Genomic DNA, 24,930 nt, shown 5'->3' with positions numbered 1-24,930 from the left:
GCTCGCGCCATGGCCGTGCCGTCCGTTGCCGTTCAATCGCGCCCGTCGATCCTGTCCCGGCTCGCCGAGAGCAGGAATGCTCTCGGCTTCGGCTTCATGCTGCCTGCGGCGGCGCTGCTCCTGGTCTTTCTCACCTATCCGCTCGGGCTCGGCGTCTGGCTCGGCTTCACCGACACACGCATCGGCCGACCGGGCATCTTCATCGGCCTCGAGAACTACGAATATCTGTGGAGCGACAGCGTCTTCTGGCTCTCGGTGTTCAATACGCTGCTCTACACGGTCAGCGCTTCGATCCTGAAATTCGTGCTCGGCCTCTGGCTGGCTCTCATCCTCAACGAGAAGCTGCCCTTCAAATCGTTCTTCCGCGCGGTGGTGCTTCTGCCCTGGGTCGTACCGACGGTGCTCTCGGCCATCGCCTTCTGGTGGATCTACGACTCGCAGTTTTCGATCCTGTCCTGGGCGTTGCAGCAGATGGGCCTGATCGACCACCGCATCAATTTTCTTGGTGACCCRACCAATGCGCGCGCCTCGGTCATCGCGGCCAATGTTTGGCGCGGCATTCCTTTCGTCGCCATCACGCTGCTTGCCGGACTGCAGACCATTCCGCAATCGCTCTATGAGGCCGCCACGCTCGACGGCGCCAGCCGCTGGCAGCTGTTCCGCTACGTGACCCTGCCGTTGCTGACGCCGATCATAGCCATCACCATGACGTTTTCGGTACTGTTCACCTTCACTGATTTCCAGCTGATCTACGTGCTGACCCRCGGGGGGCCGGTGAACGCCACGCATCTGATGGCGACATTGTCCTTCCAGCGCGGTATCGCGGGCGGCCAACTGGGCGAAGGCGCGGCAATCGCGGTCGCCATGATTCCTTTCCTGCTGGCTGCGATCCTGTTCAGCTAWTTTGGACTGCAACGGCGCAGATGGCAGCAAGGCGGCGGAGACTGACATGGCCGCGATCAAGGAAGTCGAGCGCCTGGAGACCGACGAAGGCGGCATGGGCTACCTGCAAAGCCTTCCGCGGCGTGTGGTGACGGTCTATCTGCCGCTGCTGGTGTTTCTGATCGTTCTCCTGTTTCCCTTCTACTGGATGACAATCACGGCGGTTAAGYCCAATCTCGAGATGACCGACTATGTGAACTACAATCCGCTCTGGGTCGTGCATCCGACGCTGGAGCACATTCGCTATTTGCTCTTCGAGACCTCCTATCCAGGTTGGTTGCTCAACACGATCATCATTTCGACCGCCGCTACTTTCCTGTCGCTGGCGRCTGCCGTGCTAGCTGCCTATGCGATCGAGYGGCTGAGGTTTTCGGGCGCGCGGCAGGTTGGCCTCRCCGTCTTCCTCGCCTATCTCGTGCCGCCCTCTATCCTGTTCATTCCGCTATCGGTGATGGTGTTCAATCTCGGCCTTTACGACACGCCGTTCGCGCTGATCCTCACCTATCCGACCTTCCTCGTACCGTTCTGCACCTGGCTTCTGATGGGCTACTTCCGCTCGATCCCCTTCGAGTTGGAGGAATGCGCGCTCATCGATGGCGCGAGCCGCTGGCAGATCCTCACCAAGATCGTGCTGCCGCTGTCGGCGCCCGGTCTGATCTCGGCTGGCATCTTCGCCTTCACCTTGTCGTGGAACGAGTTCATCTATGCGCTGACCTTCATCCAGTCTTCGGAGAAGAAGACGGTGCCGGTCGGCGTGCTGACCGAACTCGTTCGCTCCGACGTCTACGAATGGGGCGCGCTCATGGCCGGCGCWCTGATCGGGTCGCTGCYGGTKGTGGTGCTCTATTCCTTCTTCGTCGARCACTATGTTTCGTCGATGACGGGCGCGGTGAAGGAATGACGCCGTACGACCGGACCTTGGGACCGGCGAAGTGGATTATCGTGCCGTCGCCCGGCAACAACGACACTGCATTGGCGAAGAGGGCTGCACGGGAAGCTTATGATAGGTCATGAGCGGTTTAGGCATTCTCGGATTTGTAGGCAGGTTCGTGGAGCCGGACTGATTGAATAGATAGATTTATGGAGATCGCGCGCGCATATTATGCGCTCGAATTCCGTCACGGAGGACGAGGTGATGCGCCTCGGATTGAGAAGCATCCCTGTTGAGTATTTTATTCTCCGGGTTCTGGAGCCCGACGCTACCCAAGAGGGTGCCGAAGGTAAGGTGGTCGGCCACGTCGGAGGTCGGCCGATTTTCGAGACCGTCACAGATTGCTTCGGCGAGCGGTTTCACTATGTCGGGCTCGCACCGCGAGATTCTGAGCGGCGTTACGACATAGAGGCGCTTTCCCCCGGTGAATGGATTGTCGAGCCAGGTTTGATCTATCGATCGGAGAGTGCTTTGATCTCTGAAAGCTTACGAAACAGATCAGCGTGACAATATCGCTGTTGCATCCGTTCAGACTAGCGACAAAAGGATCAGAATGATCCCGAGGGTCGCAACGTTCCATATAAGAGAGCGCAGTAGAAAGACCCCTGCTGCGTATGATGCCAGATAGGCAACGCGACCCCAGAAATAGAGTTGAACGCCCCATTCGGTCATCAAACTGTTTGCGGAAGCCGCGTGAGAAATCAGAACAGCCGCCGCGAAAAGCGGAAAAGTTTCGACAAAATTCTGCAATGCTCGCGCCAGTCGGCCCGCGACTCCTCTCAACGGGGGCATAGCTTCATCGCGAGAGCTCGCTGTCCAGATATAGCCGCGCTGTAAGCTTGCGGCATGCGAAGYCAGCACGATCTGAATCAACCCGAGAGCGATACTTAGGACAAGCATCTTGAGCTCAAACGTCATGTTTACCTCGCTGCGGTCGGATCAGATCACCACCTGGGTGCCGATCTCAACGACTCGCCCGGTCGGTATCTGGAAATACTCCGTCGCATCGGCCGCCGTCCGCGCCAGGCTAATGAACAGCTTGTCCTGCCACACCGGCATGCCGGAATTGGGCGAGGCCTTGAGCGAGCGTCGGGACAGGAAGAAGGAGGTCGACATGATGTCGAATTTCCAGCCCTGCTTGCGGCATATCGCGAGCGCACGCGGGATATTCGGCTGCTCCATATAGCCGAAGGTCAGCGTCACTCGCATGAACAGCTCGTTAAGAATTTCCATCTTCACCCGCTCCCCGTCGGGCAYTACCGGCTGTGGTGCCGTGACCACCGAAAGGATGACGTTCTGCTCGTGCAACACCTTGTAGTGCTTGAGACTGTGCATGAGCGCGGTCGGGGCGCTCAGCGGATCGCTGGTCAGGAACACCGCCGTGCCCGAGACCAGAYGGGGCTTCTTCTTCAACAGATTGCCGGCAAGAAAATCGAGCGGGATCTCGTTGCGGCGGGTCTTGTCGAATAGGTAGCGGCCGCCGCGCACCCAGGTCCAGATAATGATGCACATAACCAACGCAATGGTCAGGGTGACCCAGCCTCCTTCGATCACCTTAATGATGTTCGAGCCGAGGAATACCAGGTCCACGATCAGAAAGAGTGCCGCCGCTGCAAGGGCGCCGGTGAGTGACCAGTTCCAGATTCGGCGCATGACGATGAAGAGAAGCAGGTCCGTGACCACCATCTGGCCGGTGACGGAGATACCATAGGCCGACGCGAGGTTACCCGACTTCTGGAACCCCAGCACCAGCATCATGACGCCGATGCCGAGCAACAAATTGACCCTCGGAAGATAGATTTGGCCAACTTGCGTCTCGGATGTGTGCAGGATGCTGAATCGGGGAAGAAGATTCAGCTGAACGGCTTGACGCACCAGCGAAAACGCCCCGGAAATYACAGCTTGACTGGCGATGATCGTGGCGGCGGTGGCCAAGGCGACCATCGGCACCAGCGCCCAGCGAGGCTGCATGTCGAAGAAAACATTCTCAGGCAATTCGGTGYGGGTCAAAACAAAGGCGCCTTGCCCAATGTAGTTCAGCAAAAGGCACGGGAACACGGTCCACAACCAAGCCATAACAATCGGTCTGCGGCCAAAGTGGCCCAGATCGACATAAAGCGCTTCAGCGCCGGTAACAGCTAGAAAAACGGCGCCGATTGTACTGAGCGCAAGTGCTGGATTGGCCACGAGATAGTGGACGGCGTGGTAGGGGTTGACGGCCCACAACACTCCGGGATTGGTGGCGATATGGCTTACTCCGGAAACCCCTAGCGCGAGAAACCATGCGAATGTGATCGGCCCGAAAACGCCTCCAATGGCGCCGGTTCCGAATCGTTGGACCGCGAAGAGCCCAGCAAGAATGACAAGCGTGACTGGTAAGACGTACGGCTGAAGGGCCGGCGTAACGGTCTCAAGACCTTCCACCGCAGCGAGCACCGAGATCGCTGGCGTGATCATAGAGTCTCCCGTAAACAACGCCGCGCCAAGCACGCCCAAGACCAAAATGGCAGCTGAGCGGGCCGGAAAACGACTGCCGGCCAGGGACATCAGGGAGAGCGTGCCGCCTTCGCCCTTGTTGTCCGCTCGGAGAACAAATGTGACGTACTTAACTGTCACGATGAGGATTAACGCCCAAACGATCAACGAAAGAATGCCGAGCACATCCTCACGTGTCGCCGATCCGTCCGATGCCGCAACAAGCAGCGCTTCGCGAAACGCGTAGAGAGGACTTGTCCCGATATCGCCGTAAACGACGCCGAGAGCGCCGAGAATCAATATCCGCACGCTCTGCTGCGAGTGGGCATGCGCAGCGGATTGTGCTGCTGCACCCTCGCCGTCGCTTGCATCGGCATTGCTCATGAACCCGCTCCTCCGGCTCGCGCCGTTTTCTGACCTTCGCCTTCCCGGCTGCTTACGGTCGAGCATGCCGGAAATGTTGACGATCAAGGGCCAGGGCCAGAAAGCGACCCACGACATCGACGAACGTCGAAGGGGTCGCGGGACGTTCATCGGGGTTGAATGCGAGCCCAATGACCGCGCGCGGGCCCCCTGCCGTTGTTTTTACAGGCCAGAAGTCAAAGCGCGAGGTCAACGCCGGATAGACTCCGGCGCGCACGACATGTCCTGCGGCCAATGACGATTGCGCCGCCTCAATCTCGGCTTCCTGCGGCTCAACATTGCCGGCTTTCTCGACGGAAACCCTCTTGCCATCCAAAACGAGAATGACGACTGGAACTTGGAAGAGCGCTGCAAGCATGTGGCAGGTGATCGAGACGATCGCCTTCGCATTGTCGATAGCCGCGACGTCGCGACTATAGTTTTGCAGCATCCTTTCCTGTCTCCTCAGGAGCGCGGCTTCGATTGCGCGGCGCCGGGAGGTAAAGGCCACGCCGCTGACGACAAGTCCGACGAAGAAAAGCAGTCCGATCGCCCAGACGTTGGCCGGTTCATCGACGATCAGCGTGTAGCRAGGCTCGGTGAGGAAGAAATTGTAGGCGAGTGCACCAAGTATCGCCGAAAAGAGCGAGGGGCCCAAACCAAGCCCGACGGCCCCTATGATCACCGGCACCACAAATATGAGCGAGATGTTCGGGATCGCCACCTGGCTGTCGACACCGGCAGCCACCACCGTCGCGAAGGCGGTCATTGCAAACGAAGCAACATAGCRCACTGCAGCGGGAGCATCGGCCAAGCCGAAAAGTGAATCGGCACCCGGAGACGCTGTAARTTCCTGTTGTATCCTCGGATTGATATCGGCCATCGCTTCACTCCCCGCCGGGGTTGCCGAACGCCCAAACGTAGGCCGACACGCATAAAGATTCCATTCGTGAGACGGACCCAAGATATAAAGATTCCATAGTCGAAATCCGGCGGATCCGGGAACTCAGTGCGCGCTTGCCGCCCTCGGCGGTAGAGCGCCCACAACGGCAGCCGGCGCCTCTCTCGTAGGCAGAAAAGAGGGAGGCCTGCCCCCCGCGCGGGGGCGCGCGAGAGCAGGGCGTCCTCGTTTAGCCGCCGCTTTGCAATCGRCAGCCCCAAGGCGCTCCCCCCGGGCCCCTGGAATCTGGCACGGCAGAACCGCTCCAAGATGCCAGGAGGGGTGTCGTGGACTTCGATGGCTCGAGTAGGCCCTGCGCAGTCGACGCGACGGGCGATTGAGCCGGACATGCTCGACATGGCAGGAGGGCGGGACCGGAACCCCGCCCTCGGCGTTCATCCGAGAGCTGCCATCTGCATTTCGGCCGCCTTGCGGTCGACGGATTGGCCGGGGTTTTCGACCGGACGCTCGAACGGCTTCCAGGCCTCGCCCACAACCTGCTCGTAGGCCGCGATAGCCCCCTCGGCGGCCATGCGCAGCGCATGGGCTTGTAGTGCCATATCGGCGGCGAATTCGCGCTTGCGTTGGGCAGCGCTGTCGAAGCCGACCGGTCCTGCGACGTCTTCGTTTCGATCGTTGCAGGCCGACTTGGCCGTTGCGTCCCGTGCTTCGGATACCRCCCGGCTGTAGAACTGGCCGGMCCCGTAGGCGGATCCAACAAAGGCACCGACGACGCGTTGCAGGTGTATCTGCATGGCGCGTTCCCCAAGCCCTTCGTCGAGCGCCGCGGCCGTGTCCAGGACGAGCTTTTCGTGCAATTCGCGAATGCCGTCGCTGTCGAGAACCGGAAGGCCAAAACTTTCCGAGACGAGCGAGGACTGTGCGGCGTCGGGACACACGAGCCGGACCATTTGGAAGGTAGTGCCCTTGCGCGGCGGGGCGATACGGGCTGTTGCGCGGGAATTGGCGGCTTTGCTGGTCATTGGCATCTCCTTTCTTCAGCTTCTCGAGGCCAGGACCGGCTCCGTGCCGGCCCTCCCTCGGGCGCGGACCAAAAGAACCGGCGGGATAACGGGCGCTTCAGGGTCCGGGCGGACCGAGACGAGCATGGAAGGTTTGCGGCCAAGCAGGGCTTCCTTCAGCCCTCGCGCGAGACGCGGGCCTGCCATGTCGAGACCGGACCGATCCGGCCGCCCCGCGGCGCGGAACGCGGCCTTGAAGCGGACGGCCGCAGGTTCAGGACCGCCATGAAGCCCGAGTGAGGACCGGCAGGGCCTCGACTTCGACATTGGAACCTAAGGACAGATGATCATGACCTGCCGATTCGCCGACCGGAGGTGRCTCGGCATGCATGCCATGCTGACCCGATCTGTGATCGTGGGCCCGACGCCGGAGGGACCATCATCGGCAGCGCTCGCTCGCGGTCGCGGCCCTACACCTGCCGCCGCAAGGCGAACCTGACGGCGGCAGAGYGATCAACAGGAGGCGAGGTCTATTCGGCAGCCTCCCGGTAGCCATCATCGAGCCCGCCTTTCTCGGGACGTTGATCCTGGCCGCTCAGACTCTCGACTTCGGGCCCGAGGTCGTCATCGACTTCGGCGACGGTGCTCTTGGACAGCCATTCGGTCAGGCTCGCCGCATCGGGAGTGAACAGCRCAGCCGGGTGGACGAAGGGCCTCTCTTTGAAGTGCTCGACGAGCGCGGCCCGCGTGTCCCTTACGCGCGCCCGCGGCAGGACCGGCGTGTCGGCGCAGGAGCCCTCGAGTGCCGGACGCGAGAGACAGGAGAGGAAGTCCTCGGTGCCCATATTGGCGAGGAAGCTGTCTGCCCCAATCGCGCCGCCCGCGACGAGTGCCACTACGCCGGACTTGCTCATGCCCTCGCGGCAGGAGAGTGCATCGATGAGGACGCCCCGGGCGGCAATGCGCAAGGTTTCGGCGTCGAAGGCGAACTTCCCCTCGGCATCGAAAAGTGTGGCTGCGTGCCGAGGCATGCAGCGACCGAACCCATGATTGCCGCCAGCACCGGAATCGACGCGTACGTTCTGGCCAGCGAAGGCGAGAACGAGCAACGCCAACAGCGTGTGGTCCGTGATCGGCGCCCGCGACAGCGCCTCGTGCAGAGCATCGGTGCGCAGGTCGCCGATCATCTCGATTCCCTTGCGGGTCATATCGGGACGGGACTTCGGGATCACGACCGCCTCGGCGGCTTCCGTCGAATTGGCCTTCTTCTTGGCCTCGGTCAGGCGGAACTGGACGGTCTTCACCTTTCCCTCGCGGTCGAGATACATCGCGGTGCGATCCGACTTCTTCGGCGTGCCATAGACGCGCTCCGCCTTCGGCGGCAGCTTCACCTCGCCATAGGCGTTCGGTTCGGTGATGACGCCCTTCTTGGGCAGGTTCTGCGTCATCCATTCCTGCTGGGCRCCGAGGAAGGCCTCGACGTCAGTGGTGTACCGGCTGTCCTGGTCGGCCGGCGCGAACAGATCCTCTACCCAGGCGATGCCGTAGGCCTCGCGCAGCTCGTCGCCAAAGCTTGCGTCGCGCGCGTACATGCGTCGCTTGGTTAGACCGTTGGCGATGCTCCACCACGACACCTGCGGGTCGTCCTTGCTGGGCCTTTTGGCCTTCCAGACCTCCTTCTGCTCCTCAAGCGAAGCGGCCGCAATGGTGCGAAGCTGCTGCTCGTTCGGCATATCGCCCTTGGCCATTGCCTCGAGCATCGCCGGCAGCACATTGGCGAGCAGGCGCAGCTTCTTGATCTGGCGCACCGACTGCGCGAGCGCGATCGCAACGGACTCTTCGGTCCAGTTCAGCGCGACGAGACGCTCGATGGCACGCCAAAGATCCACCGGGTTGAGCTGCTCGTGCGTGATGGAAGTAGCCAGCGAGCGCATCGCGCCGCCGTCCTCGGCTCGAGGCACGACCAGAACGGCGACCTCTTCGATACCCGCAGCGATCGCCTGCTTCGCGCGCCGATGACCCTGATCGATGACGAAGCCATTGCCGCCATCGGCTTCAGCGAAGACGATCAGTGGTTCGACGACGCCGATGGCCTTGATCGTTGCGAGCAGCAAGGCGTCCGCCTGCGGGCTCGACTTGGAGCGCCGGGCCTTGTCAGGATTGTCCTTGAGCGAGCGCGGATCGACAAACTTCAGTTCCATTGGAATGCTCCTTGGGGGTTATGGACAGGCCCTTCGCCAGTCCTTTCTGGTCTTCTTTCCGAAGACATCCTCCGGACCGCGGAGCGGGTGGGACGAGGCAATTGCGCTGGAGCATCCCTGCCCGGCTGGCCAAGCGGGGCTTCTTCAGCCTTGCGCAGGACGACGGGCCGGGATTGCGACCGGCGCGGTTGAGCGTCAGCGTCGGCGGACCACCCGATCTGCGAGCAGTCCTCCTTGTGTTTTCGCTTCTCTCCTCTCTGGAACTCCCTTCAGGTCGAGCCGGCGAAAGCTCAGAACGTGGAGGCAAGCTACGTCGCCTGCACCTCATGCTCGACGTCTCGACCTTCCGAGGGATGTCCGAAAAAACTTCTGACGCCCGGGTCGAGGAGAACGGCCGTGATCTGATCAATCGAGAACAATGGCTATTCGCAACGTCGTGCGTGTCAGCTCGTCGGCGGCGCTCTCATTCTCAGATCGGCGTTCCAATCATCCGCTACGGGTCGAAGGCGATCACTGCAGCACCGAGCTTGCTCCCTCAATCCGAACAGCCGGTCGGCATAGATTTCGCCTTGTTTGTTGTTGTCGGTAGCCGCGACGATCTCAACACCGGGCTTGGCGGCAAGCGCGCGGAGCGCCGCATCGGTCGCTGGCGACCAGCCGCCCCCGGTGCTGAGATAGAAGGTGTCGCCGCGAAAGCCCTCTAGCGCGGCAAGGCTCATGGCGTCGATGGCCGCTTCGGTCACGCAAAGGCGTAGCGCATCAGGGCTACCGAGGCGGAACAGCACCTTGGCGCCGCCGGTGGCAAAGCCGCGCCAGTCCGGTCCTCGTTCCTCCCAGCYAGTGACGGTGCCGTTGCTGTCGACATGGGCGGCCCACATCGAGCCGTGCGGGCCTTCGCGCAGGGCRCCGGCGCTGATTGCGGCGCGGACGATGCGGTCGGGAAGATGGCGGGCCCCGGTCAGATAGCGCCAGGTGGYTGATCCGCGCCATGGACTGCGCCGTGCGTGCCAGCGCTCCGGTATCGACAGATCAGGCTCCCGCTCACGCGACACCCGCTGCCAGACCGGCTGGCACGGCACGAACCCGACGAGGCTGGCGACCTCGTTCATGGCTTCTACGAACGGCACCTTCTCAAGATGTTCGACCAGGCGAAAGACATCGCCTTTGCCGTCGCCGAGTGGGTCAAACCAGCCCTTGCCGCTGTGGATGACGATGATGATTGAAGCCTCACGGCGATACTTCATCGCCTTGCGCGTGCTCTCCTTGACGTCCAGGGCGAACCCCGCGCGCTCCAGCACCGCAGCGCAGGGTACCTCATCCTTTAGCCTTTCAAGTTCTGCTTTTTCCATTTCGCCCGCGCACCTTTGCGGCGCCTCCCTTCCATCCGGTTCTCGTCCCAAATGATTGGGCAGGGACAGGAGGCCGCGAAGAGCCAGGCGGGCAAGGGCGCGGCATACAATGCCGTGATGGTGGCGGGTTGCGCCGCGGCGCAGCTTCCCTTGCCAGCCTTGGCGCGCAAGCGGCACGGTGGGCCGCGCCGTTCTCTGCGACACTCTGCTTCCGCGACGACTGCACGCCCCGGGTCTTTGCTCCTCTTTTCCCTCGGCAATCCGTCGGTCAAAATTCCGCCCTTCTCGGCCTCTCCGTCGGGAGAGCCAATGCTCTCCCGACCAATGTGAAAAGGGCGTACAAAGTGGAGGCACCGAAATGTCCGTATGCGCAAACAAGTCAGTTCGGTGCCGGAGCAGGTTCGTGGCCCTGAGACCGGTTCAACAGGGCGGCCGAAGGAGCATCAGCATAGCGCCGCCGTAAGGCGGGATGCGGGACCGACAGCCCCCGRCGAAGGGCGCCGTATGAAAACGACCAGTCCGGTTCTGTGATAATGGCCTCAACGTGATAGATACCAAATGAAAATCGAGTGAGAAATGCCGCAGAAGCGTGCGTCAAGAAGCCGATTTCTGGACGGTCGGGGTGTCGGCAGGCCGCCAGGTTTCCATGGCATTGTAGCGGGAGCTGATACTTCCGACTTCCTGCAACGGGTGAGTGGTTGAGGCTGGCGTATTTGGCTTGGACCCTGCCTGAACGACTGCTTTTTGTCGTTATCATCTCGCCAGCAGCACGCACCGCTTCCAGTCGCGCCGCTCCCAAATCCGCGAGATCGACCCCATCGGTGCCTGGGTCCGATAGACGCGCCCCCTGACGCGGCGTTTGGCACCGACACGTTTCGTCGCAAGCTGCGTCTGATGAAGAGTCCTTTCGCGCCCCTCACAAGAGGTTTGCGTTGCTGATCTTTGGCCCAGTCATCCACGGCGGCGCTGTGGGCACGTCCTCGATCACGCCAACCTTGCGGGCCCAAGTCGTAAAGGCCTTGTGCGCGGCCTCGACCGGTTTGCGACCGTCATAAGCCGAGTAGCACGCTTCGCAGGCCGCCGCGTGAAGCAGGCCGCGTCTCTCCACAGGCCATTCTTCCAAAAACTCAATGGCATCCATCAGGCAGTCGATCTTTTGGATGTAGCCGTCCTGCCCTACGAAAACCGGCTGCTTGAAAGCATCACTTTCCATAGTGACCTCCCTTCAACAACTAACCCGTTGATCGTTACCCAAATGCACCGGTAATGTTCGAACACCTGCACGCCCGGCTGGAGACCAAGAGAAAAGATTGGAAGGAGCTCTTCTCGGTTCAAGAGGTTCCCGCGAGACCTCACCGGCAGCACCTGAACGCCCAGTGAACATCGATGGCAGGCCCTGCTGCCCGGGTGCTAGGAGCGAACGACCAGCGGCACAAGACCCTCGTGCCGGTCGTCGAGATAGCACACGACCCGGTCGCCGACGCGTTGGAAATTGAGGTCGACCTTCGCCTCGCCCACGGTTAAGTGCCGGATGACGATGTTGTCGATGCCTATCGRCAACCGCGGCCGTTCGACATTGATCTCGCGCTTCCAACCGTCGATGCGGATTCCCAGGCAGGCCTGCAGCATCATGAACGCGGAACCGGCCGACCATGCCTGCGGCAGACAGGCGACGGGATAGGCAATCGGCGCATCGCCGATGGCCCGCGTAAAGCCACAGAACAGCTCCGGAAGCCGCATGTTGAAGCGGACGGCCGCCTCGAACATGCTGCTCATAAGCTTCACGACACTGGTGCGCTCCTGGTAGCGGGCTAGCCCGGCGGCACAGATTGCCGTGTCGTGCGGCCAGATCGAGCCGTTATGGCAAGACATCGGATTGAACGGAATCTCGTCGACGGCCAACGTGCGAACGCCCCAACCCCTGTGCAGATGGCCCGACAGCAACTGCCCCATGAGACGAATCATAGCACATCTCGGGGCGAAATGCCGCCTGAAGGCCATCGCCCATGGCACCGAACTTGCAGAAAGCGCCGTTGTTTCACCGCGCCTTCGTAAAAAACACATCTCTTTGCCGGCTAGGTACATTGGCCCTCCGAAGAAGGAGCGGACGGCGTAGGTGCTCCTCGGACAAACGGAGGGGTGGCCCCAGGCATTCGGTCGTGATTGAGGCGAGGCATATGCCGCTACATAATCGCCAGAAGCTCCCGGCCTTTTTTCAGTCAGGGATCATCAGAGAAGGTCCCGTTGCATGATTGTCGAATTCGTGGGTCCGGCGGGCTCTGGGAAGACGACAATCGCACATGCGCTCTGTCATCATTTGCGAGCCCACGGGCATCCTGCCAGCGTTGTTCTCACTTACCGGCCCGGCGGTTATCAATCCATGCTGGACCCCGGGGGCATCATACCCGCCATTCACCGTGTTGCCCGTGCGATTGCAGGACCGATCAGCATGGCGTGCCGACCGGTTACGAACGCCGCCGACTTCAGAGTTARCACGCGCCTAATGAATACGCTGCCGCCTCAGAATCTGATTTGGCGCATCAGACTGGCTCAATACGTACTCCGACTGGCCCGTGCATGGCGCCAGTCAATCGGTTGCGAGGACATTCTGATTTTTGATCAAGCATTCGTTCAAGTCGTGTCGACACTTGCTCTCTTGAGCGGATCTGCGAACGAAAAGTCGCTGGCCAATGCGTTAGACATCGTTCCCACGGCGGACATCGTGGTCCGAATCAATGCTTGCGAAGGTCTGCGCATAGAGCGCCTCAGGGACCGACAGCGGCGCCAAAGCTTTGCCGAGCGCTTGTTCGAGGCCAAGTTGGAGGCGAATCTCCGATCGGCACAGACTGTCGACCAGGTATGTGGTTTGCTGAAAGCGCGCGGTCGATCCATCGTAGACGTCGACACAAGTCGTCGGCTTTCGCCAACTCTGGCGTTGGATGATATCGAGGAGCAAATTTTTGAGGYGCTCTGGCGCGCCGGCTGATATCAACTGYACCTRCCGGCTGATGTTCATTAGCAATCGCTTGACGAGGCCCTCAGCCGCGCCAGACTCCTCGTATGGCGACGGGCTCTTTCAATATCGGCGATGAGTCGCCATCACCGCGACCGTACGCAGGCGGGTGACAGAGGATCGGGTGAGCGTTTGGCTCCCATCCTATGGCCAGCCRCATTCCATCGTTGACCGAACATAAAKGTCAAGCACGGCCAGCCGATCCTGATAGGGGACGTGACGCGGCTCCGGGATTTGTGTCCGGACATTCAGATCGCGCTCTTCGAGAGCTGAACCGTTCAGTCGGAGACGCAAACGAAGCTGCGCGGTGGTTGAATGTCAGCCGGTCCTTTTCGTAGAGAACATCGCGCTACCCGAGACCTTGGTTCGCCAGGGCATCGGTCTTCAGCGCAACGGACCGCGGGCAGCAAAGTCGTCGAGACGCTTGCCCCACGACATGGTCAGCACCGTGTCGAAAACTGGCATCCGGCATGCGACAGAAAGGCTGCGAACTCGCCGCTACCAAGTGGAAGGCCAGTGTGGGCGCAAAACTGTCGCTCATGTCGTGGACAGCTTCGTGTCAACCGTGCGCTACCGGTCTTTGCAGCACCGAGGCACCCCACCATGCCCGACACTGTAGAAGGGGTCGTGCGCTCTCCGACTGGGAAGGCGGCATGCTCCCCACTCGAACCCCTGAAGTTGCACAACCCTCCTATTTGTACGCCAAGACCGCAATTTGCCGCAGTGCTTGATCGGCGTGCTTTCGTCGGAGGTTGATGCAATCTAGATCCTGACCTCTGAACGGAAGTCCGTGGGCTGGGCGGACATGTGCCGGTGAAATCATGAAAAGCGACTCCCTCTCCTATCCTCCTCGTGGCCTCTCACGCGAAGAAGCCGCCCGATATGTTGGTGTGGGAATAACCAAATTCGACCAGATGGTTGCTGACCGCCGCATGCCGAAGCCGAAGAAAGTTGACGGTCGCGTGATTTGGGATCGGCTCAAACTCGAAGCGGCCTTTGGCGAACTACCTGGAGACGATGAAGAAAATATCGTCGACTTCCTGTTGCAAGGGAATCATCGCAKGGAATAGATTCATTCTGCCATGACCGACAAATATCCCGGCCTCTCCTCCTACACCGACCGCCATGGCAAAGTTCGCTGGCGCTATCGGACGAAGGAGCGTGTGGTTAGTCTGCCGGCCCCCAATCAGGCGGGTTTCAAGGAGGYYTACCAAGCAGCGGTCGAGGGCCGGAAAGTCCCCAAGGCTCCCGTCGTCCGTATGCCTGGAGCCGCCCTGCCCGGCACGTTTGGAGCGGCATTTCAACGGTTGAAGATCTCGGTCAAGTGGCTGGCGCTTGACGAAGCCAGCAAGCGCAAGAACACGCAGCTGATTGAAGAGTTCCTGGAACTCCGGGTGGTCGCAGATCACCCGCTCATCTGGCGGGATGTAGCGGTAAAGAACCTTCGACGTATTCATATTGAAGAGCTTCTTGGCCGCTTCATCGCCACGCCCCACAAGGCCAAGCATCTTCTGGTGGGCATACGCAAGCTGGTCTATGTCGCGCTGCGGCAAGACTGGATCGAAATCGATCCCACAGCGGCGGTCGAATGGCGTCCCGCCTATGCCGGTTGGAAAGCTTGGTCGCGCGAAGCGATGGCGCAATTCGAAAACCGTTGGCAACTCGGCACCGCGGCACGCACTTGCTACGKCTTGGCGCTCTGGCTGGGCAACCGTCGCGGCGATGTCGCGGGCCTGCGCTGGGATCAGAGGGTGACCCGCCGTGTCTTCATCGACGGTGTCGAACGTCACTTTGACGGGTTTGATATCGTTCAGAGCAAGAACAAGGGACGAACTGGCGGCAAGCGGCTTTTCGTGCCGATCACACCGATGTTRTCTGAGATCCTGGATGCGGCCGACAGGCGCGGCGAGACCGTTCTGGTCAACGGCTATGGTGAACCGTTCTCCGCCAAGTCGCTGACAGGAATGATGGCGCATTGGTGCAAGCTTGCGGGTCTGCCGAAGGGGTTGACCCTGCATGGACTGAGGAAGTCGCTTGGCGTCTATCTGGCGGAGGCCGAGGCCTCGACCAGGCAGCTCATGGACGTGCTGGGTCACGACGATATCGATCATGCCGAGCTCTATTCGCGTGAGGCATCGCAGGTTCGGCTGGCGGTCCAGGGAATGGATCGAGTCGTGCGCCTTGTGACGCGCAAGCCGATGCTTGGCGAACCTATTGGCGAACCTCGTGGCGAACCACCCTATAAAGCATTAATAAATAACGATAATGGTGGGCCCGGAGGGACTCGAACCCCCAACCAAGCGGTTATGAGCCGCCGGCTCTAACCATTGAGCTACAGGCCCCACGCGGGCTGGCTTAGTGTTTTTCTTGTCGTCGCACAAGGCTTTCGAAAGCGCTGGCGCAAAACGCCAAAATCAGCCCATATTCGCGCCGTAGAGCGGCCTGCGCCCATAGGGCGCGAAACAGGTCCGGCCCTTGCGCCGCACTGCCGGGAATCGATGCCTTTGCGGGTCGAGGCAGATGCGGCTCGGGGCTGCGGACCGCAGACTTCGAGGAGTTTTCATGACCAGACATCTTTTGCCCATCGCGCTCGCTGCCGCGGTCGCGTTTCCGGCGCTGGCAAGCGCCGCCGACACCCAGCCTCCGCCCCGCATCATCGTGTCCGGCGAAGGCGAAGCGACGGTGGCGCCGGACATGGCGATCCTTTCACTCAGCGTCATGCGCGAGGCCAAGAGCGCGCGCGAAGCGCTCGATGCCAACAACGACGCCATGGCGGCGGTGATCGCGGCGATGAAATCCGCGGGCATTGCCGAACGCGACCTGCAGACTGCCGGCATACAGATCAACCCGCGCTACAACTACACCAACAAGGCCGACGGCAGCCAGGAGGCGCAGCTCGTTGCCTACCAGGTGACCAACACGCTGTCGGTGCGCGTGCGCGATGTCGACAAGACGGGCRAGATTCTCGACAAGGCGGTGTCGCTCGGCGTCAATCAGGGTGGCGGCATCGCCTTCACCAATGACGATCCGAAGGCGACGATCACCGAGGCGCGCAAGAAGGCCGTCGCCGACGCCATGGCCAAGGCAAAGACGCTTGCGGAAGCGGCGGGCGTCAGCCTGGGCAAGGTGCTCGAGATCACCGACCAGAATATCGCGCCGGCGCCGATGCCGATGGCGGCCAAGTCGTTCGATGCGGCGCGTTCGGCCGTCCCGGTGCAGGCCGGCGAGAATTCCTACAACGTCCAGGTCACGGTCACCTTTGAGCTGAAGTAACGACCGGCCGGCGCCGCAGGCGCGCCACCGGCACGCAAAAAAGCCCCGGAGGATCGACCCTCCGGGGCTTTTTCGAGCCGCGCCTCACCTCGAGGGGCTCCGCTAGTCAAGATTGATCTTCGCAGAAGATCATATCTCATAGGCGATCCCGCAGGGGGATCGTCCGCACGGGCGATCCTCGCGAAGGGTCGCCCTTTCAGCCTCAGCGATAGATGATCGGGCAGCCGCGCTCGTTGGCGAACACCACCACCACGCGGTCGCCATACTGGCGGCCGGCGACCTTCACCGTGCGACGGCTGATGTCGACGATGCGGACGCGATGCAGACCCATGCGCTCGGCTTTGTCGAGGGCGCGGTCCGGCGAGCAGCCACGCCAGTCCCGATCGCGACGCCAGTCGCGGCGATAGCCGTCGTCGTCGCCGGTGTAGATGCCGAAACGCGGGTCGTGCCTGTCCCCGAAACCGAGATAGAGGCTGTCCGCATGCGCCGGAATGGCGGCCAAGGCGCCAAGTCCGACCAGGGCCGAAAGGGCTGCCGTCTTGATCGTGTTGAACATCGTCTTCTCTCCTTGTTGTGGGCTATCGCCCTTAGAACCGATGATGGGAAAATGCCTTTTTGCGTCTGAATTTTCCGCGAACCGGCCATTCATGTCCGGTTCATGTAAGCGCGAACCCGTCAGGGTTCGTCGCCCTTGGTGCCAAATGCGGACCTGATAGGTCCGCCCTCAAACGCGAACCCGCCCAGGTTCGTTGCTCGTAGTGCTTAAACGCGAACCCCATACGATTCGTCCTTAAACACGGGACCCTTCAGCTTTCGTCATCAATATGCGTTGCGAGCCGGTTACGGTTCGTCATCAAGGCGCGAGCCCGTCAGGGCTCGTCGTCATAACGCAAACCCCTCAGGATTCATCATCAAGGTGCGAACCGGCTACGGTTCGTCATCAAGATGCGAACCGGCTACGGTTCGTCATCAAGACGCGAACCGGCTACGGTTCGTCATCAAGACGCGAACCCGTCAAGGTTCGTCGTCCAGTATATAATCAAAGTAGTCGTCTGGCTCGGCCAGATCGGTTTCCTTGGCCTTCACGCGCCCCTGGATCGAAATGCCGGCTTCGTGTACGGTCGCAGCGCTTCCCGAAACGAGCCTGTGCCACCAGTAGAGATCATGGCCCTCGGCGATGAGCCGGTAGGCGCAGGTTTTTGGCAGCCAGGTGATGGTGCGCACATTCTGCGGCGTCAGGCCGACGCAATCAGGCACCCGCGCCAAGCGATTGGCATAGTCGGAGCAACGGCAGTTCTGCRCATCGAACAGCCTGCAGCCGACGCTTGTCCAGAAGATCTCGCCCGTATCCTCGTCCTCGAGCTTCGACAGGCAGCATTTGCCRCAGCCGTCGCATAGCGATYCCCATTCGGCCGGGGTCATCGCCTCAAGCGTCTTCGTTTTCCAGAATGGCGCGGTCATTTTGCTGGATTTGGCCCTCCACGGCCTTTCGGTCAAGCGCTGCGGTGACGAGCGACCCAGTATCAACATTAGAAAAACACGAAATTGCCTTCAAAAGGCCGGCCAGGCATCCTTGGCTGGCGCCAATGCCTGGCGGAACCAATTGCGGTTGACGAAAGTTTGGGCAGGGATGGGACCCCACTAGGAGAAAATTGATATGAAACGCCAACCACGGATTCTGGCGGGCACGGCAATCGGCCTGCTTATGGCGTCCGCGCCGTTGGGCGCGTACCCGCTGCAGGGGGGTGTCGCTTCCGGCAACCTGCACGGCGCGCCGCTCGTGCTGGCCCAGGCTGCTTGCGCCGAAGGCCAGTCGGCCGAGGAATGCGGACAGGGCGGAGCCGAGCAGCCGCGCAAAACGAAGCGCGAACAGCAGCAGCAAAGCGAGTCGGCGCCGGCTACCGAACAAGCGGCACCTGCCGAGCCCGAGCAGAAGCCGCGCCGGAAGCGGCAAGAGCAGCAGCAGATGGACAATGGCCAATCCGGGGAAGCTGCCCCGGCCGAGCAGCAATTCAAGCCGCGCAAGAAACGCGACCAGCAGCAGCAGACCGAGGCTGCACCCGCCGATCAAGGCGGCCAGYCTGCAACCGACGAGCAGCAATTCAAGYCGCGCAAGAAGCGCGACCAGTTGCAGCAGACCGAGGCCGCGCCCGCCGACCAGGGTGGCCAGCCCGCGACCAACGAGCAGCAGCCGCGCAAGAAGAAGCGCAACCAGCAGAAGGAAGCCGCGCCGGCCGAACAGCCTGCTGAGCAGGCCGCRCCTGCCGCAACAGACCAGCTACAGGGCGACCAGCAAGGCAACCAGGGCCGCAAGAAGCGCAAACGCGATCAGCAGCAGGGCGAACCCGCCGGCCAGGCCGGCGAGCAGGTCGCCCCGGCTGAACAGACCGCTCCCGCCAATGACAACCAGCAAGGCGRCAATCAGCTCAGGAAGAAGCACAAGCAGAACCAGCAGAGCGAGACCGCCCCTGCCGAGCAGACGCAGACCAACGAGCCGGCCAAAAAGCCGGCGCCGACAGGTGAACCTGTGCCGCAGGCCGAACCGCTGCAGAATGGCGAGCAGCCGGTCCAGGGCGAACAGGCCCAGGACAAGAAGAAGCGCGGCAAGAAACCGGCTGCCGAACAGCCGGCAAACGGTGAACAGCCCGCGACCGGCGAGCAAACCAAGACTGGCCAGCCCRCCACCGGCGAGCAGCAGCCGGTCACCGGCAATCAGCCAGCGAACAACAACCAACCGGCCAACGGCGGCAATGCCGCACAGGGCGAAACCGCCAACCCGAACGAGGCGCCGGTTCTGGACAGCCAGAAGGATGCCTTCCGCAAGCGTCGCGGCGGCCAGAACGGCGGTGCCCAGACCGGCGGTGCCCAGACCGGCGGCGCTCAAACCGAAAATGGTCAGGCCGGCAATGGCCGCAACGCCAATCAGGCCGGACAGCAGCAGGGTGGCCAACAGGCGCAGCAGCCTGCCCCGGTCGATCAGGGCCCGCCACCCACCGACGACAAGACGGCGCAGCAGGCGATCCAGCCTGAAAAGATCGCTCCCGTCACCGAGGAAAAGGGCAAGYGCRTCGACCTGACGCCGCAGGACGTTGTGCGCGAACGCCGGCGGCCGCAGGGTGCTGATGTGGTCAAGCAGCTCGGAGACCGCGTGATCCTCCAGTTCAACAACCAGACATTCGTGGAGAGCAACGAGGCACCTCGCATCACGCGCGGCGCCAGAGACGTCTACTACGAGGATCTTTCGGGCGGCCGAACCCGCGAAATCGTGGAGCGCGACAACGGCGTCAGGATCGTCACCATCCGCAACCGCAATGGCGATGTCGTCAGGCGTTCGCGCATTACGCCGGACGGGCGCGAATATGTGCTGAGCTATGTCGACGAGCGTTATTACAACGATGTCGACGAGTGGCGCGATCCCGGCGACGACCTGCCGCCGATGCGGCTCGACATACCCCGCCGGGACTACATTCTCGATTCCGAGGATGTCGAAAGCGACGACGACTACTACACCTTCCTTGAGCAGCCGCCGGTGGAGAAGGTGCAGCGTCTCTACTCGATCGACGAGGTGAAGCGGTCGGCCCGCGTGCGCGATATCGCCCGGCGCATCGATCTCGACACGCTGAACTTCGACTTCGGCTCGGCCACGATCTCCGACACCGAGGTGCAGAAGCTCGATGGCGTCGCCAGCGCCATGGAAAAACTGCTCAAGAAGAACCCGGCCGAGACCTTCCTGATCGAAGGCCACACCGACGCCGTCGGCACGCCGGATGCGAACCTCGCTCTGTCGGAYCGACGCGCCGAGGCGGTCGCCGAGGCGCTGACCAACGCCTTCGGCATCCCGGCCGAGAACCTCACCACGCAGGGCTATGGCGAGGAGTATCTCAAGGTGAACACGCCCGGGYCGAACCGCGAGAACCGGCGTGTCGCCATCCGCCGCATCACCTCGTTGGTGGCGCCGGTGGCGAGCAACAGTGACCAGCAATGAGCGTTGGATTTCAAGATCCTGATCGGACTTCTGGAATCAACGCTTAAGGTGAAGGCCCGTCCGTGCCGGACGGGCCTTTTCCTTTCCCGGCTCAAGAAGATTTGTCCTGTCGACTGGAGCTAACTCATTGAATTGCCGCATTGCGACACCCAAATTCCCTACAGGGCGTTCCCTGCCCTGTCCCGACTCCAGCGGGACATACTGAGCCCCGCCGGGTCCCCTCCCCGGCGGGGTTTTTTGTCTTGAAAACCGGGCCTGTCTGGCCGAAATAGCCTCTATCGTAATTTGACCGGAAGCCTTCATGAAGCGTCTCGAACTCGCCATCGAATCCGTCATCCTCGCCTCGCGCTGGCTGCTGGTCGCCTTCTATCTCGGGCTTGGCGTAGCGCTCGCAACATATGCCTTGTCCTTCGGCAAGAAGCTTTACGAGTTTGTGATCAGCGCCTTCACGCTCGGCGACACCGACACCATCCTGAAGATGCTCGGCCTGATCGACGCGGCGCTGGTCGCCTCGCTGGTGGTGATGGTGATCATCTCGGGCTACGAGAACTTCGTCAGCCGCTTCGACGAGCAGGACGGCGAGGTGCATTGGCTGGGAACGATCGATGTCGGCTCGTTGAAGGTCAAGGTCGCCTCGACCATCGTCGCGATCTCCTCCATCCACCTGCTGCAGGTCTTCCTCAACCACGCTTCCTACACGACGGAGCAGCTGATGTGGCTGACCATCATGCATCTGGCCTTTGTCTTTTCGGCGCTGATGCTGGCCTATATCGACCGGGTGATGGCGCTGGCCAAAGGCAAGAAGGCCGAGGCGGCGGAATAGACCGCCRAAGCCCGTCAGTAGATTCTTTTGACCTTGGTCTGCGAGTTCGCAAACACCTCGTCTGGAACGAAGAAGTCTCCCGCGAGCTGATCGGCTGCGCCCGGTGCGTAGATCGAGAAATCCGTGACGCCTTCGGCGCGCAGCAYCTCTTCGTCAATGTAGAAGTTGCCGGTCGCCTCGCGCGACGGTCGCAGGAAGATCGCATGCGCGGCATCGGCCATGATGTCGGGCGAGCGGCTCATCGCCGCCACCGTCGCGCCGCCCAGAAGGTTGCGCACCGCCGCCGTGTCGATGGTCGAGATCGGCCACAGCGAGTTGACGGCGATGCCCTCCTTGGCGAACTCGGCGCTCATGCCGAGCGTGCACATCGACATGCCGAACTTCGCCATCGTGTAGGCGACGTGGTTCTTGAACCACTTGGCCTTCATGTCGAGCGGCGGCGCTAGATTCAGGATGTGAGGGTTCTTGGCCAACTTCAGGTGCGGAACGCACATTTTGGAAACCAGGAAGGTGCCGCGCGTGTTGATCTGGTGCATCAGGTCGTAGCGCTTCATGTCGGTCTCCAGCGTGCCGGTGAGCTGGATGGCGCTGGCATTGTTGACGCAGATGTCGATGCCGCCGAACCGCTCGACGGTTTTCGCCACCGCATCGGCGACCTGCGCCTCGTCGCGGATGTCGCAAAGCACCGGCAGCGCCTTGCCGCCGGCCTGCTCGATCTCCTCGGCCGCCGTGTAGATCGTGCCCGGCAGCTTCGGATGCGGCTCGGCGGTCTTGGCCGCGATCGTCACATTGGCGCCATCGCGCGCCGCCCTGAGCGCGATCGCCAGCCCGATGCCGCGCGATCCGCCCGAGATGAACAGCGTCTTTCCGTTGAGCGACATCCTTCGCCTCCCTCTTTGATGTGGAGGCAAATTGCGCGGCGGACAGTCGTGGCGCAAGACCCAACGAACCAATCGGCGATTACGCTGCGTCGTGCAGGGGAAGCCTAGACCAGCACCAGACCTTGCCGCATCGCGATCGCGATCGCGTCGGTCCGGTTGGCGGCGCCGAGCTTGATCAGGATGGCGGCGACGTGGAACTTCGCCGTGTGGACGGAAATGTTGAGCCGCCGGGCGATCACCTTGTTCGGCGCGCCTTCGGCCAGCAGCGCCAGCACTTCCGCCTCGCGCGGCGACAGGGCCGGGCGGGCCTGGTTGTCGTCAGGCGTCTCTTCCCTGGCAAGCTCGTCATCGTGGAAATCGCCATGCGCGATCTCCAACGGCGGCGCCTTGCCGACGCGGTAGCCTGACGCCGCCAGTCGCGCCGCAGCGGCGATCAGCAGGCCATCGGCGAAGGCAGGCAGCACGGCCAGCACATTGTCGGCCATCCGCTCGCTGCCCGCACGCCGCGAAAGCAGGACGATGGGCGTGGCCGAACTGACGACCCGGCTTTCCAGGCCGGCCTCATCGGCGATGGCGACATCCGCCATCTGGCCGACGCCGCTTCCAGCCAAGGCCGGCGCCAGATCGTCGCTCGCGGCCAGCGCATCGGCAAGCTGCTCGGCGCGCCCAGCGTCGCCGAGCGCGATCAACACCGTCAGCCGGTGAGTTGCCGGCTCTGGTCTCGCAATCGTCTGCGCCGCGCTGCTTACCATCGATCCTCTCAGCTCAGCGGCTTCTCGCCGATGGTGATCGAAACGTCGCGCTCGGCGCCGCCGCTCGAGACACCCAGCGTCACGGTCGTACCGGCGCTGTCCGGCCCGAGCTTGCGGATCAGCTCGCGCGGTCCGTGCACGGCCTCGCCGTTCCAGGCGACGACGATGTCGCCGACATGCAGGCCGGCGGCCTTGGCCGGACCGTTGTCGTCGAGGCTCATCACCATGGCGCCTTTGGTGTCGCCATTGCGGATCGGGTGCAGCCCGGCGCCGAGATAGCCGCGCGCGACATGACCCTTTTCGCGTAGCGTCGCCACCGCCCGCTCGATCGTCTCGTAAGGCATGACCAGCGCCCGCCGGCGCGGCCCGAACAACAGCATGCCGATCAGCCCGCCCTTGGCATCGAGCACCGGCCCGCCCTCGAAGCGGCCGCCGGTGTTGATGGCGAGATTGATACGCCGGTCGATCGTGCCGCCACGCATCGAGCGCCAGGCCGGCCCGACCTCGCCGACCGTGCCGAACACGGCGAGCGCGGCGCCATCGCTATTGCCAACGGCGATCGCCAGATTGCCGGGCCGCACGGCGCCGGCCTGGGCGAGTTGCGGCAAACCGGCAGCGCCGGAGGCCGGCTTCAGCAGTGCAACGCCGGTCGACGGATCGCGGCCGACAAGCTCCGCCTTCATGCTTTCGCCGGAGGCCAGCGTCAGTTCGATCTCCTCGCCGGCTTCGACCGCTTCCTCGGCGGTGACGAAGTAGCCATCGCGCCAGTGGAAGGCGCTCGCGGTGYGGTGATGGTGCGTGACGAAGCTCGCCAGCGCGGGGGCGGTGGTGGCCGCGACATCGGCGATCGCGTCGGAAAAGGCACTGAGATTGAAGTCGCTCATAAGACTGTCTCCTGGGTTCTGTGACCCAGATATCGCTCCGGAACGCCGCCGGGGGTACTCGCCTGACGGCTAGTCGCCGGCCGGACTGGCCATGTGGTCAGGTCGCGGCAATCGCGACCGCTCCGCACATATAGTCATCATTGTACGAGGGAACACGCCCATGGCTTTCGCAGCCGAACAACTTCCATCCGATGACACTTTGCTCGACGCTTACTCGGCATCCGTTGCCGATGCTGTCGACCGTATCGGCCCGGCCGTGTGCCGCATCGAGCGCATCGGTGCCGGCGGCCATGGCTCGGGCTTCGTGATCGCGCAGGACGGGCTGGTCGTCACCAATTTCCATGTCGTCGGCGATGCCCGCGCCGTGCGCGTGACTATGCCGGACGGCGCCTCGCGCGAAGGTCACGTGCTTGGCCGCGATCCGGATACCGACATCGCCTTGGTGCGCGCCGACGGCAGTTTCGCCGATGTCGCGCCGCTCGGCGATTCCAAGCGCCTGCGCCGCGGCCAGATCGCGATCGCCATCGGCAATCCGCTCGGTTTCGAATGGACCGTCACCGCCGGCGTCGTCTCGGCGCTCGGCCGTTCGATGCGCGCCTCGACCGGCCGGCTGATCGACGACGTCATCCAGACCGATGCCGCGCTCAATCCCGGCAATTCGGGCGGACCGCTGGTGTCGTCGGCGGGCGAGGTGATCGGCGTCAACACCGCCATGATCCACGGTGCACAAGGCATCGCCTTCGCGGTCGCCTCCAACACCGCCAATTTCGTCATTTCGGAAATCATCCGCTTCGGCCGCGTGCGTCGCGCCTTCATCGGCGTCTCCGCCGACACGACCAACCTGCCGCGCCGTGCAGCACTTCTGTCGCAGGTGACCACGAACACGGCGGTGCGCCTGCGCAGCGTCGAGAAAGACGGCCCCGCCGCCAAGGCCGGACTGAAGGAGGGCGACATCATCGCGGCGATCGACGGCCGGCCGGTGACCGGCGTCGACGATCTGGTACRCATGCTCGATGCCGAGCGCATCGGTCGCGAGACGCTCTGCACCGTGGTGCGCCGCACCGGCGTCAGCCAGGTGGCGGTGACGCCGGTGGCGCGGACGAACTAAAGCTCGGGG

20 protein-coding genes, 1 tRNA gene and 3 pseudogenes are annotated in these 24,930 nt (G+C 62.4%); 9 read left to right on the top strand and 15 right to left on the bottom strand.

Annotated features, from left to right (window positions below; all coding sequences use genetic code 11):
- Positions 1–96 precede the first annotated feature (96 nt).
- Positions 97–948, top strand: coding sequence for a carbohydrate ABC transporter permease (locus tag LCM4576_RS24590; protein WP_407067399.1), 852 nt, complete (start codon positions 97–99; stop codon positions 946–948).
- Position 949: 1 nt separating this feature from the next.
- Positions 950–1,843 carry a carbohydrate ABC transporter permease gene (locus LCM4576_RS24585; protein ID WP_071035089.1) on the top strand — a complete coding sequence of 298 codons (894 nt, stop codon included), beginning with the start codon at positions 950–952 and terminating at the stop codon, positions 1,841–1,843.
- A gap of 558 nt (positions 1,844–2,401) precedes the next feature.
- Here LCM4576_RS24585 and LCM4576_RS24575 read toward each other — a convergent pair.
- The 9 genes and pseudogenes from LCM4576_RS24575 to LCM4576_RS24540 all read right to left on the bottom strand — a co-directional run.
- Positions 2,402–2,791, bottom strand: coding sequence for an MAPEG family protein (locus tag LCM4576_RS24575; RefSeq protein ID WP_071035087.1), 390 nt, complete (start codon positions 2,789–2,791; stop codon positions 2,402–2,404).
- Positions 2,792–2,812: 21 nt separating this feature from the next.
- On the bottom strand, positions 2,813–4,732 hold the full coding sequence (locus LCM4576_RS24570; protein WP_071035117.1) for a potassium transporter Kup: 1,920 nt from the start codon (positions 4,730–4,732) through the stop codon (positions 2,813–2,815).
- Positions 4,733–4,784: 52 nt separating this feature from the next.
- Complete coding sequence (locus LCM4576_RS24565) at positions 4,785–5,633, bottom strand: DUF4118 domain-containing protein (protein ID WP_071035084.1); 849 nt, start codon at positions 5,631–5,633, stop codon at positions 4,785–4,787.
- Positions 5,634–6,085: 452 nt separating this feature from the next.
- Entirely contained in the window at positions 6,086–6,673 is a 588-nt protein-coding gene (locus LCM4576_RS24560; protein ID WP_071035082.1) for a hypothetical protein, read from the bottom strand.
- A 509-nt stretch (positions 6,674–7,182) separates the two neighbouring features.
- Complete coding sequence (locus LCM4576_RS24555; RefSeq protein ID WP_071035080.1) at positions 7,183–8,853, bottom strand: ParB N-terminal domain-containing protein; 1,671 nt, start codon at positions 8,851–8,853, stop codon at positions 7,183–7,185.
- 443 nt (positions 8,854–9,296) lie between these two features.
- Positions 9,297–10,202: a DUF3991 and toprim domain-containing protein gene (locus LCM4576_RS24550; RefSeq protein ID WP_071035078.1), complete on the bottom strand. Its 906-nt coding sequence runs from the start codon at positions 10,200–10,202 to the stop codon at positions 9,297–9,299.
- Positions 10,203–10,581: 379 nt separating this feature from the next.
- Positions 10,582–11,016, bottom strand: a pseudogene (locus tag LCM4576_RS37790) (hypothetical protein); the annotation flags it as partial.
- A gap of 102 nt (positions 11,017–11,118) precedes the next feature.
- Entirely contained in the window at positions 11,119–11,415 is a 297-nt protein-coding gene (locus LCM4576_RS24545) for a DUF982 domain-containing protein (RefSeq protein ID WP_041002404.1), read from the bottom strand.
- A 197-nt stretch (positions 11,416–11,612) separates the two neighbouring features.
- Positions 11,613–12,149 (bottom strand): annotated as a pseudogene (locus LCM4576_RS24540) (amylo-alpha-1,6-glucosidase); the annotation flags it as partial.
- A gap of 556 nt (positions 12,150–12,705) precedes the next feature.
- Here LCM4576_RS24540 and LCM4576_RS24535 point away from each other — a divergent pair.
- The 3 genes and pseudogenes from LCM4576_RS24535 to LCM4576_RS37665 form a co-directional block, all read left to right on the top strand.
- The gene (locus LCM4576_RS24535) at positions 12,706–13,188 is read left to right on the top strand and encodes a hypothetical protein (protein WP_244510903.1); all 483 of its coding nucleotides are present in this window, start codon (positions 12,706–12,708) and stop codon (positions 13,186–13,188) included.
- An 848-nt stretch (positions 13,189–14,036) separates the two neighbouring features.
- The gene (locus tag LCM4576_RS37310; protein WP_083361503.1) at positions 14,037–14,285 is read left to right on the top strand and encodes a hypothetical protein; all 249 of its coding nucleotides are present in this window, start codon (positions 14,037–14,039) and stop codon (positions 14,283–14,285) included.
- Between the two features lie 12 nt (positions 14,286–14,297).
- A pseudogene (locus LCM4576_RS37665) lies at positions 14,298–15,290 on the top strand (tyrosine-type recombinase/integrase); the annotation flags it as partial.
- A 191-nt stretch (positions 15,291–15,481) separates the two neighbouring features.
- On the opposite strand, the gene LCM4576_RS24525 reads toward LCM4576_RS37665, so the two are convergent.
- Positions 15,482–15,557, bottom strand: a tRNA-Ile gene (locus LCM4576_RS24525).
- Between the two features lie 220 nt (positions 15,558–15,777).
- Here LCM4576_RS24525 and LCM4576_RS24520 point away from each other — a divergent pair.
- Positions 15,778–16,488, top strand: coding sequence for an SIMPL domain-containing protein (locus LCM4576_RS24520; RefSeq protein ID WP_071035074.1), 711 nt, complete (start codon positions 15,778–15,780; stop codon positions 16,486–16,488).
- A 202-nt stretch (positions 16,489–16,690) separates the two neighbouring features.
- On the opposite strand, the gene LCM4576_RS24515 is transcribed toward LCM4576_RS24520, so the two are convergent.
- Both LCM4576_RS24515 and LCM4576_RS24510 read right to left on the bottom strand, forming a co-directional pair.
- A complete protein-coding gene (locus LCM4576_RS24515) occupies positions 16,691–17,044 on the bottom strand; it encodes a hypothetical protein (RefSeq protein ID WP_116390018.1) in 354 nt (117 codons plus the stop codon).
- A gap of 458 nt (positions 17,045–17,502) precedes the next feature.
- A complete protein-coding gene (locus tag LCM4576_RS24510) occupies positions 17,503–17,949 on the bottom strand; it encodes a YcgN family cysteine cluster protein (RefSeq protein WP_071035072.1) in 447 nt (148 codons plus the stop codon).
- A gap of 196 nt (positions 17,950–18,145) precedes the next feature.
- On the opposite strand from LCM4576_RS24510, the gene LCM4576_RS24505 reads away from it, so the two are divergent.
- Together LCM4576_RS24505 and LCM4576_RS24500 are read left to right on the top strand one after the other, a co-directional pair.
- The gene (locus LCM4576_RS24505; protein ID WP_071035069.1) at positions 18,146–20,473 is read left to right on the top strand and encodes an OmpA family protein; all 2,328 of its coding nucleotides are present in this window, start codon (positions 18,146–18,148) and stop codon (positions 20,471–20,473) included.
- A gap of 301 nt (positions 20,474–20,774) precedes the next feature.
- Positions 20,775–21,296 (top strand): TIGR00645 family protein, encoded by a 522-nt coding sequence (locus LCM4576_RS24500; RefSeq protein WP_040989454.1) that lies wholly within the window; start codon positions 20,775–20,777, stop codon positions 21,294–21,296.
- Between the two features lie 14 nt (positions 21,297–21,310).
- Here the strand turns inward: LCM4576_RS24500 and LCM4576_RS24495 are convergent, their stop codons facing one another.
- The 3 genes from LCM4576_RS24495 to LCM4576_RS24485 form a co-directional block, all read right to left on the bottom strand.
- A complete protein-coding gene (locus LCM4576_RS24495; RefSeq protein ID WP_071035067.1) occupies positions 21,311–22,177 on the bottom strand; it encodes an NAD(P)-dependent oxidoreductase in 867 nt (288 codons plus the stop codon).
- A 104-nt stretch (positions 22,178–22,281) separates the two neighbouring features.
- Positions 22,282–22,929: a helix-turn-helix transcriptional regulator gene (locus LCM4576_RS24490; protein ID WP_071035065.1), complete on the bottom strand. Its 648-nt coding sequence runs from the start codon at positions 22,927–22,929 to the stop codon at positions 22,282–22,284.
- An 8-nt stretch (positions 22,930–22,937) separates the two neighbouring features.
- Positions 22,938–23,813, bottom strand: coding sequence for a S1C family serine protease (locus tag LCM4576_RS24485; RefSeq protein WP_071035063.1), 876 nt, complete (start codon positions 23,811–23,813; stop codon positions 22,938–22,940).
- A gap of 160 nt (positions 23,814–23,973) precedes the next feature.
- On the opposite strand from LCM4576_RS24485, the gene LCM4576_RS24480 reads away from it, so the two are divergent.
- Complete coding sequence (locus LCM4576_RS24480; RefSeq protein WP_071035060.1) at positions 23,974–24,921, top strand: S1C family serine protease; 948 nt, start codon at positions 23,974–23,976, stop codon at positions 24,919–24,921.
- Positions 24,922–24,930 lie beyond the last annotated feature (9 nt).

The organism is Mesorhizobium sp. LCM 4576 (genome assembly GCF_001854815.1).
Classification (GTDB): Bacteria; Pseudomonadota; Alphaproteobacteria; order Rhizobiales; family Rhizobiaceae; genus Mesorhizobium; species Mesorhizobium plurifarium.
The sequence above is the reverse complement of the archived record's forward strand: the minus strand, read 5'-3'. Positions and strand labels throughout refer to the sequence as shown.